This window comes from Megasphaera sp. ASD88, from assembly GCF_002287425.1.
Taxonomy (GTDB): Bacteria; Bacillota; Negativicutes; order Veillonellales; family Megasphaeraceae; genus Megasphaera; species Megasphaera stantonii.
In genome coordinates this window covers 1-18,643 of sequence record NZ_NQXW01000034.1, presented here as the reverse complement: position 1 = coordinate 18,643, position 18,643 = coordinate 1, and the positions used below count along the sequence as shown (strand labels likewise).

General features: G+C 40.0%; 21 protein-coding genes. 20 read left to right on the top strand and 1 reads right to left on the bottom strand.

Annotated elements, in window-relative coordinates; all coding sequences use genetic code 11:
• Window positions 1–84: 84 nt before the first annotated feature.
• Entirely contained in the window at window positions 85–432 is a 348-nt protein-coding gene (locus CJ260_RS13245) for a hypothetical protein (RefSeq protein ID WP_095630366.1), read from the top strand.
• Window positions 433–1,621: 1,189 nt separating this feature from the next.
• On the top strand, window positions 1,622–2,245 hold the full coding sequence (locus CJ260_RS11905) for a recombinase family protein (RefSeq protein ID WP_095630365.1): 624 nt from the start codon (window positions 1,622–1,624) through the stop codon (window positions 2,243–2,245).
• 1,577 nt (window positions 2,246–3,822) lie between these two features.
• Here the strand turns inward: CJ260_RS11905 and CJ260_RS11900 are convergent.
• Window positions 3,823–4,035: a hypothetical protein gene (locus CJ260_RS11900; RefSeq protein WP_095630364.1), complete on the bottom strand. Its 213-nt coding sequence runs from the start codon at window positions 4,033–4,035 to the stop codon at window positions 3,823–3,825.
• Window positions 4,036–4,219: 184 nt separating this feature from the next.
• Here CJ260_RS11900 and CJ260_RS11895 point away from each other — a divergent pair, with 184 nt between their 5' ends.
• The 18 genes from CJ260_RS11895 (at window position 4,220) to CJ260_RS11810 (ending at window position 18,270) form a co-directional block, all read left to right on the top strand.
• Entirely contained in the window at window positions 4,220–4,666 is a 447-nt protein-coding gene (locus CJ260_RS11895) for a hypothetical protein (protein WP_095630363.1), read from the top strand.
• A 93-nt stretch (window positions 4,667–4,759) separates the two neighbouring features.
• Window positions 4,760–5,083, top strand: coding sequence for a hypothetical protein (locus CJ260_RS11890; protein ID WP_095630362.1), 324 nt, complete (start codon window positions 4,760–4,762; stop codon window positions 5,081–5,083).
• A gap of 292 nt (window positions 5,084–5,375) precedes the next feature.
• Window positions 5,376–6,455, top strand: a complete 1,080-nt coding sequence (locus CJ260_RS11885; protein WP_095630361.1) for a site-specific integrase — start codon at window positions 5,376–5,378, stop codon at window positions 6,453–6,455.
• A gap of 410 nt (window positions 6,456–6,865) precedes the next feature.
• The gene (locus tag CJ260_RS11880) at window positions 6,866–8,530 is read left to right on the top strand and encodes an AAA family ATPase (RefSeq protein ID WP_198947469.1); all 1,665 of its coding nucleotides are present in this window, start codon (window positions 6,866–6,868) and stop codon (window positions 8,528–8,530) included.
• Between the two features lie 241 nt (window positions 8,531–8,771).
• On the top strand, window positions 8,772–9,053 hold the full coding sequence (locus CJ260_RS11875; RefSeq protein WP_095630360.1) for a helix-turn-helix domain-containing protein: 282 nt from the start codon (window positions 8,772–8,774) through the stop codon (window positions 9,051–9,053).
• 31 nt (window positions 9,054–9,084) lie between these two features.
• Complete coding sequence (locus CJ260_RS11870; protein ID WP_095630359.1) at window positions 9,085–10,038, top strand: ATP-binding protein; 954 nt, start codon at window positions 9,085–9,087, stop codon at window positions 10,036–10,038.
• On the top strand, window positions 10,035–10,403 hold the full coding sequence (locus CJ260_RS11865; protein WP_198947468.1) for a hypothetical protein: 369 nt from the start codon (window positions 10,035–10,037) through the stop codon (window positions 10,401–10,403). Before CJ260_RS11870 ends, CJ260_RS11865 begins: the two co-directional genes overlap by 4 nt.
• 16 nt (window positions 10,404–10,419) lie before the next feature.
• Window positions 10,420–10,854, top strand: coding sequence for a hypothetical protein (locus tag CJ260_RS11860; protein WP_095630358.1), 435 nt, complete (start codon window positions 10,420–10,422; stop codon window positions 10,852–10,854).
• Between the two features lie 493 nt (window positions 10,855–11,347).
• The gene (locus CJ260_RS11850) at window positions 11,348–13,177 is read left to right on the top strand and encodes a hypothetical protein (protein ID WP_095630356.1); all 1,830 of its coding nucleotides are present in this window, start codon (window positions 11,348–11,350) and stop codon (window positions 13,175–13,177) included.
• 453 nt (window positions 13,178–13,630) lie between these two features.
• On the top strand, window positions 13,631–14,623 hold the full coding sequence (locus CJ260_RS11845) for a DUF932 domain-containing protein (protein WP_233127992.1): 993 nt from the start codon (window positions 13,631–13,633) through the stop codon (window positions 14,621–14,623).
• A gap of 72 nt (window positions 14,624–14,695) precedes the next feature.
• Window positions 14,696–14,989, top strand: coding sequence for a nucleotidyltransferase family protein (locus CJ260_RS11840; RefSeq protein ID WP_095630354.1), 294 nt, complete (start codon window positions 14,696–14,698; stop codon window positions 14,987–14,989).
• 13 nt (window positions 14,990–15,002) lie between these two features.
• Entirely contained in the window at window positions 15,003–15,182 is a 180-nt protein-coding gene (locus CJ260_RS13025) for a hypothetical protein (RefSeq protein ID WP_198947467.1), read from the top strand.
• Between the two features lie 6 nt (window positions 15,183–15,188).
• Entirely contained in the window at window positions 15,189–15,323 is a 135-nt protein-coding gene (locus tag CJ260_RS13450) for a hypothetical protein (protein WP_369831766.1), read from the top strand.
• Between the two features lie 76 nt (window positions 15,324–15,399).
• Window positions 15,400–16,008 carry a RadC family protein gene (locus CJ260_RS11830; RefSeq protein WP_095630353.1) on the top strand — a complete coding sequence of 203 codons (609 nt, stop codon included), beginning with the start codon at window positions 15,400–15,402 and terminating at the stop codon, window positions 16,006–16,008.
• Between the two features lie 184 nt (window positions 16,009–16,192).
• Window positions 16,193–16,999 (top strand): hypothetical protein, encoded by an 807-nt coding sequence (locus CJ260_RS11825; protein WP_233127991.1) that lies wholly within the window; start codon window positions 16,193–16,195, stop codon window positions 16,997–16,999.
• Window positions 17,000–17,010: 11 nt separating this feature from the next.
• Entirely contained in the window at window positions 17,011–17,190 is a 180-nt protein-coding gene (locus tag CJ260_RS12855) for a hypothetical protein (RefSeq protein WP_095630351.1), read from the top strand.
• A gap of 13 nt (window positions 17,191–17,203) precedes the next feature.
• Window positions 17,204–17,650, top strand: coding sequence for a hypothetical protein (locus CJ260_RS11815; RefSeq protein ID WP_095630350.1), 447 nt, complete (start codon window positions 17,204–17,206; stop codon window positions 17,648–17,650).
• Window positions 17,650–18,270: an ERF family protein gene (locus CJ260_RS11810; protein WP_095630349.1), complete on the top strand. Its 621-nt coding sequence runs from the start codon at window positions 17,650–17,652 to the stop codon at window positions 18,268–18,270. Before CJ260_RS11815 ends, CJ260_RS11810 begins: the two co-directional genes overlap by 1 nt.
• Window positions 18,271–18,643 lie beyond the last annotated feature (373 nt).

Below are 18,643 nucleotides of genomic sequence, written 5' to 3'. Positions count from 1 at the left end.
GGATGTGCTCATACGACTGTTTTCTATGAACTTCGGCGTGGAACGCCGGATCGGAAAAGCAAGCACGGTCGTGCCCCTCAGTATATGGCAAAGCGCGGTCAGAAGGCTTATGCAGAGAATCGCAAGAGCTCCAGGAAGCCTTGTAAAATCGATCATGACGACTGCGAGCTGTTTATCCAATGGATGGTGGAACGAGTCCGCCAGGAACGCTGGTCACTGGATGCCTGCGTTGGCTATGCTAGGCGAAATAAGCTATTTACTCCGGAACAGATTCCCTGTACCAAGACGCTCTACAACATGCTTTGGGCTAACAAACTTCCACTGTCACTCTTCGAGGTACCGCAGGTCTTGAAGCACAAACGCCGCCGCAAATGGGTGCGTAAGAACAAACGTATGAAGGGTCGCTCCATATTTGATTTATTCGAGATATAGCAAAGTATAAAAATGCATATCAATGCATAAAACTGATAAATAAGCCCCCCATAAAAAGCCCCCATAAATATAAAGAAGCGGTTCCTGGATTCCCAGAAACCGCTTTAAATTTGGAGCCACTAATAGGATTCGAACCTACGACCCTCTCATTACGAAGCTTTGGCTCAAATATTTGTTCGACGACACAGCATAGAAAATATCTCGAAATTAAAAAAATGCTCTAATTTCCGCTGTAAGGAATTTTTATGCGATACATGACACTTTTATCGTGTTACCTCTTAAAAATCGCTTAGAACGGAAATTTGAAAGAGCACCCAGACAGGAAGTGCTTGCTATTTTATGCATGAAGGGCTTTTCCTGCTTGACTCCTGTTTCAATACTGGATATAATGAAAGTGAAATAAAAATGAGGCATTACACCGACAAACGGTTATAGCCCCTATACTTGACGAGATTTAACCGCCTAAAGTTTGGACGCTACGGGCGGTTATTTCTTTTGCAAGAGAACCACTAAGAGAATCAAAAGTAATAGTGTTACGTTTGTCTCGTTCATGGGCATCACCCCCATTCATTCAAAAATGGATAGGGGCGATATAACCGCCTGCCGTTGTGTATGTGTAATGCCTACGGGAAAATAATACACGACCTACTGATGATATGTCAATAGTACATACATGTCTTTAGGGGTGGCTATATATAAGCGCACACAGGAAAAAGGGACTCCTTTACTATAGGCCAGTATAAGAAGGGACTCCTAAATTTATGAAAAATCCGTGCGGCCATATATATTATATTGACACGAACGCTTTTCCCCCGTGCGGACGGGCTGAGATATACAGCAGAGAACACAGCAGGCAATGCAATTCTTTCGATTCTCTTTTCTGATTCACCACTAAGAAGGGTAAGCAGACACCCAGAGCAGGAGCAGGAAGCGGCAGGGAATGGACGTACATGTATTCCCTTTGGTCTTCTCTCCTAGTGTGTTGCTCCTGCTTGTCTATGTGTCTTCCTTATGTCTGTAAAGGTATACCTTTATGGACATACGAAAATGGCCTGTTTTCGTATCCGTAAATCTTTAAAAATGAATTTACGGATATATCCATAAACGCATTGACCTTTACGAACATTTATGATATGGTGTCTATAAAGACAATCAAACATTTACAGAGACACAATAGGAGCGTGATATTATGGGTAGAAGATTCGCATATGTACGAGTATCAACCAGAGAGCAGAACACAGACAGGCAGACGGCAGAGCTTAGGCAATACGTAGACAATGAGCAATGTATCATCATCGACAAGGCCAGCGGTAAGGACTTCAACAGGCCGAACTATCAGGCATTGCGGCAACTAAGCACGGCAGGCGACACAATCTATATCAAGAGCCTCGACCGGCTAGGACGCAATAAAGAAGCGATTAAGAACGAGCTTGCCTACTTCAAGAATAAAGGTGTGCGCATTCGTTGCCTTGACCTGCCGACAACGATGATAGACACCAATAACGATTTGATACTAGACACCATAACTAATATTCTTATTGAGGTGTACGGCATGATAGCCGAGCAGGAACGACGGAATATTAGGCAGAGACAACAGGAAGGAATAGAGCAGGCTAAGGCGCATGGCAGGCACCTAGGACGGCCTAGAGCGGCGTATCCTGCACAATGGGATGAGGTCTATAGCCAATGGCAGGCGAAAGACATAACAGCTCTAAAAGCTATGGAGCTATTGGGATTGAAACGCTCTACCTTCTATAAGCTGGTAAAACAATACCAGCAGGAACACCAGCAGGAGCAGACACACCACGAATAACTTTTACAGACACACAAATAGAGAGCCAGCATATAGCGTGTTGGCTCTTTTGTTGCGTGTACGGGCATACCAATATGACAGTATTCCCTTTTGCGTTTTGTATAAATAAAATATTATTGTGTGCTAAAATGGCTTATTCAACACATTGAATATATTTAATTATTCATTATTTACGCATAATAATTTTATTTGTTACACATCTGTAAGGGGCATATAAAGCCTTGACACACAAGCAAGTTTATGATACGGAGACATACTGGCACCGCATGGGACACCCCTATTCTTTGGGGTTAGTTGCATGAATTGAAGAAAAGTAGTTGTGTCCATGATATGAAGAAAGCAGGGACGCAAAGGCACCCCATTTCTTCCTTGTGTTGATTTTAAGCGAAAAAGGGATTACACCATAAAATTTTAGTTCCTAGCACTAAAAGAAGGGAGAACAACATATTTTTTATTAAGGGGTTCCCTCTTTCTTTTTAAATTAAATTAATGAGGTGTTACCAGTATGTCACATGAATTGAAGAAAAACAGTTTTAGGCACTAATTGAAGAAAGAAGGTTTATGACATGATATGAGGGAAGGAAGGGGGGAAAGGGGGGTAGGTTAGGAGAATACAGGATACTATAATTTAACTATAGGTTTAACTAAAGAGTAATTATTATTTATTAATTATAATTAACCTATAGGTATACTTTAGTTATAATTAATTATTAATAATTAAGATACTATAAAGATAATTACAGGTATACATTAATTAATAATTATAATTAATAATTTAAGATAACAAAAAAGAACTTATATACACCATATGGTACCCATATAAAACCATGGGGACCTATAGGTAATATAAGTTCACTTTAGCCCACCGCCTGCGCTCATTATAATAATTTTATGATGGGTGTGTCAAGAAATAATCCATTCTTTTTATTCATAATTTAATTACACAAAGGAATGATGTAGCAATTTCCTTGTGTTATCGTGTCTTACACCAGATAAATTTATTTTTGGGTATAGGTGTCCCCTGCTTCCTTTTTGCGCCGCACATGGTGCCATATGGCGAGTACACCGCCCAAAAGGTCTACACAGATAGATATTGCACACAGGTCTATTCCTTGCTTTGCTTTTTTTTGTCGTTTTTCCCACTCCTGAGTAGGGCTTTTCCTTCAATGGTGCGTGCCTGGTATGATTACTCTACCTTACACAGCACAGCCGCAAAAACAGCCTTACAGGACAATATGGGCAAATCCTGTATGGTGGTCTGTTCATGATTTACTGTTTTTTGTGAGCAGGCCAATACAGTTATTAAAATAAAATGCCTATGGGGTGTTTTAGGTATGTTTATATACCCCAACACCTTTTAAACGCTCAAAACGGCATTTAGACAATAAAACACGGAGAAAGACACCCAGACACCAGTAAGCAGGAGTGAACGGCCTAGCCTGTTGAGCAGGTGTCACACGAATATACAGGCGGCTACGTGTCCCACGAATATACAGGCGGCTACGTGTCCCACGAGATAGAAGGAAGGAAACCAGCAGGAACCCTATGACTAGAGGTGGTGCTGGTCTGGTGTCTTGTCAATAGCGGCTGGTGTCGTGGTCTTGTTTGTCTACAATGGCAAGCCGTTTATGGAGTACGTCAAGTATTTTCTCTAGGTCTTTGACTGTAATAGAACCACGATAAAATTTATTGTGCAGGCCATTGTAATTCATGCCAGCTTGTTCCGCTATCTCTTTCAAGGTTATGTGCTGTTCATCCGCTATAGCTTGTATCTTCTCTTTTAAGGTCATTTAGATTCACCTGCCCCATGATTAAATGATGATGAGAAATCAAACGAGAATATGACAGCATTATACCATGATTGGCTTTTTATGTCTTGACTACACACGAATACGTGTGCTAATATTACACCAATAACACACGAATATGTGTGTTAAAATAATTATCATTCACCCACAAAGGAGAGAAAACACCATGATGAAGACACAAGAAACCATTACTACTACCGCTATTACCTGCCCTGCTGGCTACGTACCCCGTGAAGAATACGACGAATTGAAGCGACGAATCCACCTAATGCAGCACGATACAGCTACCGTACTAATTCAAAGACACATGTATAAGCTGGCCGCATCCCAGCAGTACGGCGCACTGAGAGGAACACGGGACGCACTAATCAGCAGAGCAGCCAACACCGACACGGAACTCCTTGATTGTGTAATCGCCCAGATAATAACGCTGGTGGCTAATTACTTCTATCGTGCTGGGCTGGTAGATTCATTTGAATGTGCTGGAACCGTGGCGGACATATATGACCTTATTGGCTTAGATGAAATCCCATTGGAGCAGGTAGCCAATGAACACCATGCTATTCTTGATGAAGGAATCAGTAGGGCGAGCATTGACGCTATAGCAGAATAGAAAAGCCTATTTATAGGGAGACACATAAAAGCATATGGGCTTGTGTGTCTCCTATTTTTATATTTTATATATCAAAGGAGAGAAAACACCACCATGAACAAATCTACTACGAAATTAGCACCCCGAACAATGGAAGAACAGGAAACAACAATCGTATTTGACCGTGCAGGCGACACCATGAGAATTTACACGGCAGACACAACCATGATTACATATCTTGACAAAAAGTACCCACGAGCAAAGGAATACACCGACAAGGGCGGCCTATATGCTGTTGAGTATGTCGTGGATAAGGCTTTGTTGTCGTTCCGAACTAAGAAGACCAAAAGAACATTGACACCAGAGCAAAGAGAAGCCAGACGGCAAACACTCGCACGGAATCGCAAAAAGAAAACTACAGCAGTACAAGATTCATGATTTTTTGTTAGTAGATAGATAACAGTATCTAAAATAAAATTCTTTTACGTCTTTTAGGTGTAATTACCCTTGAAGGATATTTCAATTTTGTAAATCGCTATTTTATCAAGAAAAAAGACACACAGAGACAAATGAATACGACCGCAGCCATAGGGAGCCAGCATATACCGCATGTGTTGGCTCTCTTTTTTTGTGTGTCTTTATATTTTGATGACGGCATGATATAGTAAAGGCGAGATTGCTTTTCTATGTTGTGTCGTCCTTTTTATATACGAAGGGATGACAGTACGATATGATGACACAACATAATGAATCATCAGCAGTGAAACTCGACAATGAACAATTAATGCAAATGGCGAAACTCATTTCCCAGAATATCGCACCTGTACAGGCGAAGCAATGGGAAGGAAGCCATATTCTTGTCAATGACTATATGACGGAATGGCTGGAAGCTAAACACGGGATAGACATAGTACAAAAGACATACGAGAACTACGAAGGGCGGTACAGGAATCACATAAAGCCATTCTTTGAAGGTAAAACAATCATGGATGTCTCGTATAATACCGTGTCAGCATTTGTGAAGCATCTAAAGGCTAAAGGCGTTACTGACAGTACAATTCATGATATAGTCCGTGTTTTGTCTATTGCGCTTAATGAGGCTGTAAACGTGCGGGAGCTAATCCCTAAGAATCCATGTGACGGGGTGCATTTGCCGAAGATTAGGCAGAAGAAAAAGCGCCCGACCATTACAGACACAGAAGCAAGAAAGCTCTTTGAGGTGTGTAAAGGGCATCATTATTGGATTGCTATTCCTATCCTGTTGATGTGCGGCATGAGAAAAGGCGAACTGCTGGCCTTAACATGGGATGATGTTTTTCAAGATGAAGATACAGGGCAATGGTATATCAGCATCAATAAAAAAGTATCCGCCAGTAAGGGAAAACACACTGTAGAGAAGTTCATGAAGACACTGGAAGGATATAGAAATGTAGCTGTTCCGCAAGTTCTAGTGGATTTGATGTTCTACTACAAAGAGCATACACAGCGAAACAGCCGAACATATATCATTGCACAAAAGCGACAGGACAAAATGGAGAGTACAAGGAATTTCAATCGAACGTTTACACGATGGAAAGAGAAAGCAGGCATTACGAAGCCTATTAGTCCTCATTCCTGCCGTCGTGCTTTTGCGACACGTTTAGTATTGGAAGGTGTACCCTTGGAAGCCATGAAAAAGCAGGGTGGATGGAAAAGCGACAAAATGCCGTATTACTACGCTGATGAAGCACAAACGGACATACTGAAAAACAAATGTGCCGACATCATGGGGCAGCATTGGGCAGGACAGTTCGTTCCTGTTGCTGAATAGACATACGAGAAAATAGCATAAAAAAAGAACCCCACTGCGGTAACAATGGAGTTCCTTATGGTTTTGGAGCCACTAATAGGATTCGAACCTACGACCCTCTCATTACGAATTCTGCTCAAGACGTTTTTTTATGTTTTTTAGATACTGATTAAATAAAAGAATGGCTTATTTACGCTGTTTATCCTTTGGACATGATACATGTAAGAAATAAAGTTTGGACCTTATAAGGTCCAAATAAGGTCCAACAATTGAGCTAATTTTTGCTGTTGTTCCGACGTTCCAAGTGTTCCAGTAAAATTGAATTTATTGGAGTTTTCAAAACTTCAAAGATGATTAAAAATTTTATGATATAATATAGAACAAAGAATTACATTAAAAATGTAATTAAAGAATAGTTGGAGGTGAAACTGATGAATAAAGCAATGCCTATTGGCGCAGATGACTTTAAAGAAGTCCGAGAAAAATATTATTTTGTAGATAAGACGGATTTTATTCGTCAGCTTATAGATGGACATAGTAAAGTTACTTTGATTACTCGGCCGCGTCGCTTCGGAAAAACGTTGACGATGAGCATGCTTGAATATTTTTTCTCTATTGATCGGGAAAAGGATAGTCAAACCTTATTTCAAGGATTGGCTATTGACTGGGCCGGAAAAGATTACATGAAGCATCAAAATAAGTACCCTGTTATTTTCATGACCTTAAAGGGGGTACAGAATAACACTTGGATTAGTACGTATAAATCGTTTCGCCTCTTCGTACAAAAAGAATTTCAAAAACATGACTATGTGCTGCAGGGAGATAGATTAAAACCTTCGGAAAAAGAGTTTTATCAGCGAATTATGAATCTTACGGCAGATGAAGAGGAATACCAAGTAAGCCTGCTCAATTTGTCGGCGTATTTATACCGATATTTTGGTGTTAAACCTATTATATTAATTGACGAATATGATGCGCCTATTCAATGTGCGTATGAATATGGATTCTATGATACCGCTATATTATATTTTAAAGGCTGGTTTAATAATACGCTGAAGAGTAATGAAAATCTAAACTTTGCCGTACTGACTGGTGTACTCCGTATTGCCAAAGAAAGTATTTTCAGCGGTCTGAATAATTTGGATGTGTGTTCCGTGTTACGCGATAAATACAGCGACGTATTTGGATTTACGTCTGAAGAAGTCGCTAAATTAGCGGAAGACGTCGAGAAACCGGACGTACTGCCGGAGTTAAAAAAATGGTATGACGGATACCGGTTTGGGAGCAGCGAGATATACAATCCCCTGTCGGTCGTCAGTTATATTGATAATCAATGCCTTCCAAAACCGTATTGGATGAATACGTCTAATAACGCCATCCTTCGCGAGCTGCTTTCCCATGCCGACTATCTGCGGATTAAAGCGCTGCGCGGTCTTTTGCATGACGTGCCTGTATCGGCCAGCTTGAATGAAGGCGTTATTTATGACCAGATTGGCAGCGATCAAAGCGCATTGTATACAATGCTGCTCACGACGGGCTATTTAACCGTAGCAGAAGACGTGCCGACAAGCTATGACCGATACTTACTGCGTATTCCCAATGAAGAAATTAAACGGGTATACGGAATGGAAATTCTGAACACTATCGCAGAGGGCATGGATCGGGACACGTTCGACGGCCTGTTTGATTTGCTGTTTACCGGACAGAGCGAGGATTTTGCTTATCAGCTGCAAAAAATACTGCTGCGGTTTGCCAGCACGTATGATACAGCTAATAAGGAAAGTTTTTACCATGGCTTTATGTTGGGAATGTCCGCTCTGTTTTTGGGGAAGGACTACATGGTAGAATCAAATCGGGAAAGCGGCTACGGCAGGTTTGACATAGCTATTTTCCCAAAAGACGAAACTAAGGCCGGCGTTTTGATGGAATTTAAAGCGGCGGACAAGGATTCGGAGCTGGAAAAGACATCCAAGGAAGCTTTGGCACAGATTGAAGAAAGGCAGTATGACGTAGAATTTTCCAAAAGAGGTATAGGGAAAGTATGGAAGTACGGAATCGCTTTCTGTGGCAAGCATGTATGTGTAAAAATTAAATAACGTTAGAGAGAGCAAACTGCCCTAGTCAGTATTGACTAGGGCAGTTTTTCTGTATGATGAACCTGTAAAAAAAGTCATGTAGTGTAATGATTAATATAGTATTTTTGTGATGGAAATGTGTTGTTTCCTCTTGGTGCCAGTAATGGTATTATTTTGGCTGTAAAATGCGCTATTTAGGCTACTCAAAAACAGAAAAAAGTGTGCAATAATTATTATTATAGAAGAGAAGAAGGGATGCAATTTGGATGATAGACGGTTGATTATTTATCGTCAAATAGGTGCTAAAATTGCTTATTATCGAACTATTCGAGGGCTATCACAAGAAGAATTAGCTGATAGGATTGCACTCAGTAAAAGTACGTTAAGTAAAATTGAACGTGGCAAGTATAATAGTGGATTGTCTGTAGCTACATTGCTTGATATTGCAGATGGACTGGATGTGGAAATGTCAACGTTTGTTATTTTTGATGAACAGGAAAAACGGATTTTGCAAGATCATTTAAGCCGTAAAGGGAATGTTTAGTAATATTGTTTTGAAAGAGGGATAGATAGAAATGGGCATCGGACGACGGATAGAAGATACGCCTAAAATGAATGAAATAAAAGAAAACAAACAATATTTTTCTGATATAGCATTTTATCCAGTTGCTCCAAAGTATACGTTTGATGATATTATTTTACCAGACTCAACACGAGAGAGACTATTAGATGTTGCTGAGTATGCTACCAATATGGAAACCGTATTTGAACTTTGGGGGCTAAAAAAAACCCATAAGTATTCTAGACGAATGGGAATTAATTTGTATGGGCCGCCAGGAACGGGAAAGACAATGGCTGCACATGCTATTGCTCATTATTTGCATAGAAAAATCATAAATGTGAATTACGCTGACATAGAATCAAAATATGTGGGAGAAACACCTAAAAATATACGAAATGTATTCCGTATAGCAAAGGAAAGTAATAGTATATTGTTTTTTGATGAGGCGGATGCAATTTTAAGTCGGAGAGTCACTAATATGACTAATGCTACTGATGTTAGCGTGAATCAAACTCGTTCAGTAATGCTTATGTTATTAAATGATTATCAAGATTTTATTATCTTTGCTACTAATTTTATTGAAAATTTTGATCCTGCATTTATGAGACGGATTGCAATGCATATAAAATTTGAATTACCTGATTACGAATGTAGGTGTAAATTATGGAACCACTATATACCTGATAGTATGCCTAATGATATTGATATACTGGAAATTTCAAATAGCTATGAAAACCTTTCTGGTAGTGATATATCTAACGCAATTTTAATGGGAGCATTTAAAGCTGCGCGTCATCATGAATTGCTTGTAAAACAGAAATACGTTGTTGATGTTATTGAAGATACATTAGCAAGTAAAATGGCCAACGAAAAAAAACAAGTAATAGTTACTAAAAGAAAAGTTTCTGAAGAGTATGTACAGGAACAAATCAACAATAACAAAGGAAGGGTGAAAAAGTCATTATGATACCACTTTTAGTTGGATTAGGCGTTTTAATTGGAGGCGCAATTCTTGTAGCATGTTGGGGAGACATTGTTAAGTGGTTAGAGGATTTTATTCCTAAATTAAAAAAAGTATGGGAAGAAAATATTCGACAATTTGTACCTCATGCTGCTGCTATTTTTGGAGATATGCTGTTTGAATCTGGTGAAAAGTTATGTCGGATTATGCACAAATTATTTTATAAGGAAAAAGGTGAGTGGATTGAGGAAACTACGACTCGAAAAGTAAATGAAAATGAAGTTCCAGCCCATATACGAGAACGTATCAAAGCACAAGAAGCCGATATAACAATGGAAATGGAAGAAGAACTGGCACTTGAAATTAATTAAGAAGGAAGGGATTATAATGGATGATTTAAGAAAATACGTTGGAAATGAAGAAAATCAAAAGATATTAGCGAATAATATTGAGAAAATTGATGTTGCGGTTCAGAAAATAATTACTACTTTAAAATTAGCATTTCCAAAGAGAGATTTAGAGCAAATTGCCCAAATGTGTTCTGACAAGGTAGATACTTTGATCCTTTCAGAAGAACAACGTCATCAATCAAAATATGTTGGAGGTCAATTTATTATATCGTATATAAATGAGGCAGCTTTTGATTTAAAGATTGAATTATATTTTAAAAATGCAAAAAATGATTGGATTCAAGTAAAATCTAAAAGTCAACCGCGTGATATGAAATATTTAACATCGAAAGCAATTCTGGAATTAAGAACAAAAAAAACTGTAGTTTTTGAAATTGATCCTCCGATACTAAAGTATCAGAAAGAAGAATAAAACATGTTTCCTTGTGAACGATGCGGTGCATGTTGTAGGCAGATTGGAAATCTTCCTTGGGCTAAAAATTTGTCGTTACCTAATGGAATTTGTCGTTATTTAAATCAAACTAATAATCTTTGCATGATCTACTCTAATAGGCCGATTTTTTGTAATGTTGATGACTATTATAATGCATTTTTTTATAAAATAATGGATAAAGAAATGTTTTATCGGCGAAATAAAGAAGAATGTTTTAAATTAAGAGCACGGTTAAGGAAGGGATGAAATTATGGCAGTAAAACGGATTCAGTATATGTGCAGTTATTGCGGAAAAAAGGAAACTCGATTAGTTTCTTTAGGGAGACCACTTCCGGGGAAATGTCCTCGCAAAACAGGCAATAAACCTCATTCATGGGTGATAAATAAAAAGTTCGATCATTAATTTTAAAGCCAGTAAATAAGTTGTTTATAGTACTGTTTACTGGCTTTTTTTAGAAAGGAAAGAGGGCATATGTTAGAAATTATTATCGGAGGAATAATTCTAATTGTAGGGGGTGTTATTTTATGGAAAATTATTCGTGTTATTGGAATGGCATTTGTTACGTTATTAAAAGGGATATTTGCTATCATTGCGGCAACAATTTATTTAATATTTTGCATTTTATATTTAACAATACGTAATCCATTGTTATTACTTTCAATATTGTTAATTGGGGTACAGGTATATCAGGGGAATTTGACTTATGCAATTATAGGTTCACTTATGTATATCATAGCACTACCTTTTTCATGGAAATATAGTAAAAGAAAAGATTTATGCCGATGCATAAAATCAGCTTTGAAAAAAGAGTTAGTTATTTTACATGATGAGTCTGGTTTTACATGTGAAAAATATCAGAAAAAATTTTTCCTAACCATTTATAATGCTTCTGAACAAGGACAACGAAAAATAATTAGTAATTATTTAGAAGAATTAGTGAAGAAGAATAAAGTAAAAGAAATAACACTTGATGAGAATAAAGAACTTTATATTGATTGCAAAAAATATGAAACGTTGGAAGAGGAAGCAATTGGGGATCTTGATAAAGGTATAACGGATTTAATTAAGAATCATGGTTTCTTAAATAAAGAGATCCTTTTAAATTTGTTATGGGAGTCAAATTCTGGTAATATTACAGATTTAGAAAAAATTAAAATAGGAATTAAAACTGTAGTATGGAGAGAATTTATAGATACAGAACTTCAAGAATATATTCATAGGTATTATGAAGAACTCCAAGAAAATACATACCAGGACATAACATATTACATACTTCCTGAGCGATTAAAAGAAATAGAAAAAAAAGCTTGCTTACAATTGAAGGACTTATCATCATATGATTTTAGAAAACAAGGAATTATGAGTAAAAAAATTGTTTTAACTGTAAGTGAAAATTTTATAAGTTCTTGTGATGAAGGAGAATTAATTGATAAATCAATTAATTTGATTGCGAATGAGCTTTATAAAGGCATGGTATCAGTGAAAGCGCAAGAATTTGTGATGCAATGGGATCTGTTGGCAGAACAAGGAATCTTAAAAAAGAAAACGTATAATGCTGAAAATTATTATATCGATTTAATAAAGTATCAATCGCTTAAAAATGCAGCTTTAAAAAATATTGATAAAGCAATAACAGAATATTTAATTGCTCATGGAATGGTTAGTGATTATGCAGTTTTTAAATTAAGTTTAATTAATAATGCTAGTCATTTTGATTCCATAGAAGATATTGAAAATGCAATAAGAATTGATTTATATAAAAAAATTATGCCTGATAGAATGCCTGAGTATATACAACAACATAAAGAAATAAAGACATTGATAAAATCTTTGCCAGCAAAAAATAGAATTCTATATGTTAAACCTTCAGTAATTGAACGCTTTTATGCGAGATGGAAAGAAAAAGATGTTATTTTACCTAAACAGTTAATTGAACAATTGGGACTTCAGCATGATTTTTCTTCAACTATGACAAAGGAAAATGTTCTTTTATTAAAAAATTTATTAGACCAATGTGCTGTAATTATAGATAAACCAGTTCTAGATATTCTTTTTATAGAAAACTTAAATGATGATAATAAATTTTTCTTTATTAAGAATCAACCTAATATTTTTGAACTATATACATGTGAGCAATGTAAAGATGCGTTTAGTTCAATAGAAAGATATGGACATCACAGATATTGCAAACATTGTTTAGAAAAAATAAAGGTCGCGGAGGAAAATGGTCAAGCTATTAAACGAGTAATTAGTGAAGATGACTTACCTTCTGCAATTAAAGAGAAATTGAGAAAGAAGTGACATAAAAATCGACTATAATCAAGAAAGTGGACACGAAAAAGTGTAAGAAGCGTAATTCTTTCTTTTTTTGACAATATATTATATTTTTGAATACATGGGTCATTTTAAGTTAGGTTCAAATGACTCATGTATTTTTTATATGTCTGAAAAAAGAAGGAGGTGCGCGCTATGGTACTGGATATTGCAAGACTTATTTTAGAAATTTTATCGAAACAGGAAGACGGTTGGATGAAGTAAGACGTGCTTTTGGGTAACAGATGGCCCTGCCGATCAATCGGCAGGGCTTGTGTTATTTTTTTGCAGGGATGAAGGAGGACATGCAGTATGAAACAGGGGAAAACATTACAGGCGTTAGGGGATGAATTACAGCGTCAGCGTATGGCACGAAAAGACTTTCTTGCCGATACGAGAAGTTTACAGATGAAAACAGATCATACTAGTTCTACGTTATATATGAGCATAAACGGACAGGAAACGACATATAGTGTCGGTGAAATTGCACACCAGCAGATTGCCGCGCGGCTGCAAATCCCTTACCGGTATTACCAGAAAATGCAGCGGGAATTTCCTACGCTCCTCGATGAAAACGTCAACGGCTGGCTGCAAAAGAACGGCGAGCGGCGTATGATACGCACCTTGGACGGAAATGTACGGGCGTTTTTGTCAGACCGATACCGCCGGTTGGATAATCTGGAGCTGTGCGCCGCTGTCTTACCTGTCATACAGGAGATGAAAGGCGCCGTTATTGAAAGCTGTGATGTAACGGAGAGCCGTATGTACCTGAAAGTAGTCAATAAAAAGATGAAGGCAGAAGTCGCTGTAGGGGACGTCGTACAGGCCGGTTTCGTCATTTCCAACAGCGAAGTCGGTTTAGGCAGCCTGCGTGTAGAGCCGCTGGTATTCCGCTTGGTCTGCAAGAACGGTCTTATCTGCAAGGACTATTCGCAGAAACGGTATCATGTCGGACGGCAGGCCGCGGCGTCAGACGAAGAAGTCTATGAACTCTATTCCGATGAAACGCTGCGGCAGGATGATAAAGCTTTTTTCATGAAGGTACAGGACACGGTACGCTGCGCCGTCGACGAAGCGAAATTCATGCTCACTGTCGACGCCATGAAACAGGCCATGCATATTCCCTTGGAACACGATCCGGTCAAGGAAGTGGAAGTATTGGCCGACCGGTTTCCGTTGAACCAAACGGAACGGGGCAATATTTTGCGCCAGCTGTTCCTAGGGAAAGACCTGAGCCGGTATGGATTGGTCAATGCGGTAACGGCGGCAAGTAAGTTCTGCGATTCCTACGAACGGGCAACGGAGATGGAGCGCATGGGCGGCGAATTACTGGCCTTGCCTGTGCCGTCCAATATGCAGCCGAAAGCGTTAGGTACGGGAAAGATACTGTCAGATATTGCGCCGAGGATACCACAGATGCAAGTCATTCCGTAAGAAATAGATTGTATAGGCAGGTTCCTTTCAGTATAATGAAATATATAAGAACGCATTACGGGAGGGATGAATATGACGATTGATGCCATTCAAGCGGCTGTACTAGACGTTGTAAAAGAATACCCGGCTATTACGAAGGTTACGTTGTTTGGTTCTCGTGCTTCTGGCAATAACCGTGAAGACAGCGACATTGATTTGCTGATTGAATTTATTACGGACAGCATTAGCTTGATTACCTTGTCTTCGATACGGTACGCGTTAGAAGATCGGCTGTCTCTTCCCGTTGACGTGATTCATGGGCCGCTGCGGTCAGACGATATGCTGGAAGTTGAAAAGGAAGTGGTACTGTATACCGCTGCGGCGTAGGGACAAGATTGCATTGGAAAAGATTCTTTCTGAACTCGACATCGGCTTATCAATTATGAATAGATATAGTAAGGAAGAGTTTTTAGCAAATGAAGTAATCAAGCGGGCGATGGCTATGACGGCCATTAATATTGGCGAATTGGTTAAAACGATTACGATGGAATTACGAGAGCAATATCCAGAAATTCCATAGAGAGCGATTGCTGGGCTGCGCGATTTAGCGGCTCATAAGTATGCCGCTTTGCGAATGGAAGACATTTATAGCACGGTTGCAACTGATTTTCTGAAATTGAAGGAAGATATAACACGCATTTTGAAGTCTCCCATACCATAATAACGTATATTGAATTGTATCTCGGCGAGGTAAGGCATTGGCCTTACCTCTATTTTATTTTGAAGGAGGAATTTTGATGAATCAACTGTATCCCTTATCCGATGAAGAATTATTGGCGGCTTTCATTCCCAAGGAAAGCGCTCAAAAGCTGGTACAAGAATATGCCAGCTTGTACCACATTTTTACCCGCGTGTCCGACGAACAGCTTCAGCAGATTGCCGGTATCGGAAAAGCCCGGCTGCGTAAGATTTCCATGGTAAAGGAAGTCATGGAACGGATAGAAGACGAACGGCGTCAGCAATTAACAGAAGTTTCCGATGATACGTCGGCTTTTGCCTATTTCAAGTTTTTAGAGGATAAGCCGAAAGAAGAATTATGGGCTTTGCTGCTCAATACGAAGAATCAGGTATTGGGCAGGAAATTGATTTCTGTCGGTACGGTCAACGCTTCCTGGGCTGGTATTCGGGAAGTCTATCATGCGGCGATTCAGCATCTGGCCTTTGGAATTATTCTGGCCCATAATCACCCGTCAGGCGACGTTACGCCTAGTCTGGAAGATACGAACGTAACCCGGAAGATGATTCAGGCTGGGGAACTGTTGGAAATCCGTTTTTTGGATCACGTGATTATTGGACGGAATGGGAATTACAGCTTTTATGCAAAGCAGCCAGAATTATGGAATTAAATATGAAAAAACAAATGTGTTTTATAAAAATCAACGAATAGACCCTGCCACATATGTGTCAGGGTTGTTTTATGTACAGGAAAGGAAGTATTGCTATATGCCAGCTACACAATTTATTTGCCCCGACGGGAAAGAAGTCCCTATCCTGCAATGTTTGCAATCTTGCCCGCAAAATCAACGGTGTATGTTTTTGCCGACGCTGCGTGCTATCGCAGCATCGCTGCATCGGGATATTGCCGAACCGACGGTAACGGAGCTTATCGCCGGAGTGCGGGAGACCTATTTGAAAAAGACGACCGATTACGCCGTAAATCCTCAATCCGTACTCTATGCCCTCCATGGTCAGGGCGTTCATGCTATTCATGAGCGCTGCACTGATGGAGATATGCTCAGTGAAATCCGCCTGAAAGACACTCTGACGAGCGGCAAATTTGATTTGTACGGCAAGATTTTAGATGATTCTGAGGGCGTACTGGGTGATTTGAAAGTAACCAGCTCGTATAAGCTCATGAAAGCCCTTGGCATTTATAAGGTACGCGTACCGACGGGAGAATTCTATAAGACGGGTTTGCGGAAAGGGCAGCCGAAATATCGGAACGAACTGCGGTACGACGGCGCGCGCCATGTCCTTGACTGGGCTATGCAGCTGAACTACTATCGGATTCTGTTGGAACAGGAAGGTTTTGCTGTGCAGAAGATGTACATTCAGGCCATGTGCCGGGACAATAACTTGCGCATGGCTGCCGAACGGGGTATTGACCAGTCCGTCTATATGATTCACATACGAAAAATCAGCGACAGGTGGCTGCTGCGCTATTTTCATCGCAAAGCCGCCCTGCTTCATGAAGCGTTGAAGGAACGGAAGCTGCCGCCGATCTGTTCTAGTCGGGAACGGTGGCATGACCGGAAATGCTTAGGATACTGCGCTGCTCGCGCAAATTGCCCCTATGCGCAGCGATTGCAGCGGGAAGCGTCGGGATGCGTTGGATAGGAGGAACGGATATGGAGTGTATTTCAAGATGTATAGATGATTTACGTGTCATGTTTCATTCGGTTGTTATCGTGAGCCAGCCTGATGACAGGCACTGCATTGTTGTCTATCAGGGACGGCTGTATCGGGCCGTTTGGGATGAAGAGCAAGAACAATATATATTAACGCCAATTCGATGGAATAAGGGATGATGAGGTGATACGGATGGCAAACCATGTACAGAATGTCTTAGGTATAGAAGGCGTGGCGATACAGAACGTTCGGTGCAGTGTAGCGTCTAAAAAGTCGGTATTTGATTTTAACGAAATATATCCATTGCCGGAGGAAGCGTTGCCGGAAGAAAAAATCCAATGCTGGGGAACAAAGGGAAACGCGATGGCTGCTGCTTTTCACGAAGAAAACGGCTCCTTTTCCTTTCAAACCCTGAATGCAGCGCCTATTCCGGTGATAGAAGTCCTAGCAGCGCATTTTCCGGATCATGCGTTTACGCTGCGCTGGGCTGATGAAGGCGGCGGGAACTGCGGGGAAATCGCGTACCGGAACGGGTATGAACAGTACAGTTTTTATCCGGCTGAAGGGACGCGGTGGCAGGCAGAATTGTATGAACTTTGCTGGAAGCAGCCTATGTATATTGAGGGAGTGAATGCGTAATGCAGAAATTAGCCAGGAAATTTATTGAGGTCATGAAGGAATGCAGCTATGTAGAGAAAAACGGCACCAATACGTACCATAATTACCAGTACGCTACCAGTGCCGACGTGTTGGCGAAGGTTAATGCTTCTCTGGTAAAACATGGCATTGCTTCCGTCGCCGTGCCAGATTTGCTGGATATGACCGATGTAACAACGGCCAAGGGGAATATAGAAAAGATGGCGACGGTCCAGATGAATATTACCCTTATCGATATAGAATCGGGCGAAACGTTCACGATTACCGGCATCGGATCGGGACAGGACAGCGGCGATAAAGCGGTCATGAAAGCAGAAACAGCGGCTATCAAATACGCGTATATGCTGAGTTTGGCTATCAGCACCGGCGATGATCCGGAGGCAGATATGCAGACTGATACGGCGACAAATCCAACTGGCGGAGATATAAATTCTGCGCCGAAGCAGACGACGAAACCGAAGAACCAAAAAGAAAAAGCGCAGCCGTTACGCTGCGCTGACTGCGGAATGACGATTAGCGATAAAGTATGGAGTTATTCGGCAAAGAAATATGGCCGGCCTCTTTGTCTGCGGTGCCAGCATGAAACGGCGGATATTGCATAGTTTATGAAACGGGTATGAGCAGTTTAATAAGAAGTCTTATGTAAACTGCTCATATTTATGCATGAAAAATGGCCCGTCCTGTCGTCCGGTTCGTCCTGTGATTTGTAATGCCTACCTTGAAACATGTCAAAATAGATAGAAATTTCTCCTCATAAAAAGTGGACAACGAGATGAACTTTCGTCCTCTGTCCTGTCCGGTTTTTAAAATATCTAGCTAATATGCAGGCTAAGGGGATAAGTTTTTTTACAGGACGAACCGGACGACAGGACGATAGCGGGAAACAGCACTATCAGCAGAACAAGGCTTTCTGCATTCATGTTTAGGAAAGGATGAAATATTAATGCATTTCATTGGTCATTTAATTATGCTAAG

What these genes read in the sequence shown, in the direction of transcription:
- CJ260_RS13245 (WP_095630366.1), top strand. Translation starts at nt 85, where the DNA reads ATGGCAAAGCGCGGTCAGAAGGCTTATGCAGAGAATCGCAAGAGCTCC.
- CJ260_RS11905 (WP_095630365.1), top strand. Translation starts at nt 1,622, where the DNA reads ATGGGTAGAAGATTCGCATATGTACGAGTATCAACCAGAGAGCAGAAC.
- CJ260_RS11900 (WP_095630364.1), bottom strand. Translation starts at nt 4,035, where the DNA reads ATGACCTTAAAAGAGAAGATACAAGCTATAGCGGATGAACAGCACATA.
- CJ260_RS11895 (WP_095630363.1), top strand. Translation starts at nt 4,220, where the DNA reads ATGATGAAGACACAAGAAACCATTACTACTACCGCTATTACCTGCCCT.
- CJ260_RS11890 (WP_095630362.1), top strand. Translation starts at nt 4,760, where the DNA reads ATGAACAAATCTACTACGAAATTAGCACCCCGAACAATGGAAGAACAG.
- CJ260_RS11885 (WP_095630361.1), top strand. Translation starts at nt 5,376, where the DNA reads ATGATGACACAACATAATGAATCATCAGCAGTGAAACTCGACAATGAA.
- CJ260_RS11880 (WP_198947469.1), top strand. Translation starts at nt 6,866, where the DNA reads ATGAATAAAGCAATGCCTATTGGCGCAGATGACTTTAAAGAAGTCCGA.
- CJ260_RS11870 (WP_095630359.1), top strand. Translation starts at nt 9,085, where the DNA reads ATGGGCATCGGACGACGGATAGAAGATACGCCTAAAATGAATGAAATA.
- CJ260_RS11865 (WP_198947468.1), top strand. Translation starts at nt 10,035, where the DNA reads ATGATACCACTTTTAGTTGGATTAGGCGTTTTAATTGGAGGCGCAATT.
- CJ260_RS11860 (WP_095630358.1), top strand. Translation starts at nt 10,420, where the DNA reads ATGGATGATTTAAGAAAATACGTTGGAAATGAAGAAAATCAAAAGATA.
- CJ260_RS11850 (WP_095630356.1), top strand. Translation starts at nt 11,348, where the DNA reads ATGTTAGAAATTATTATCGGAGGAATAATTCTAATTGTAGGGGGTGTT.
- CJ260_RS11845 (WP_233127992.1), top strand. Translation starts at nt 13,631, where the DNA reads ATGAGCATAAACGGACAGGAAACGACATATAGTGTCGGTGAAATTGCA.
- CJ260_RS11840 (WP_095630354.1), top strand. Translation starts at nt 14,696, where the DNA reads ATGACGATTGATGCCATTCAAGCGGCTGTACTAGACGTTGTAAAAGAA.
- CJ260_RS11830 (WP_095630353.1), top strand. Translation starts at nt 15,400, where the DNA reads ATGAATCAACTGTATCCCTTATCCGATGAAGAATTATTGGCGGCTTTC.
- CJ260_RS11825 (WP_233127991.1), top strand. Translation starts at nt 16,193, where the DNA reads ATGTTTTTGCCGACGCTGCGTGCTATCGCAGCATCGCTGCATCGGGAT.
- CJ260_RS12855 (WP_095630351.1), top strand. Translation starts at nt 17,011, where the DNA reads ATGGAGTGTATTTCAAGATGTATAGATGATTTACGTGTCATGTTTCAT.
- CJ260_RS11815 (WP_095630350.1), top strand. Translation starts at nt 17,204, where the DNA reads ATGGCAAACCATGTACAGAATGTCTTAGGTATAGAAGGCGTGGCGATA.
- CJ260_RS11810 (WP_095630349.1), top strand. Translation starts at nt 17,650, where the DNA reads ATGCAGAAATTAGCCAGGAAATTTATTGAGGTCATGAAGGAATGCAGC.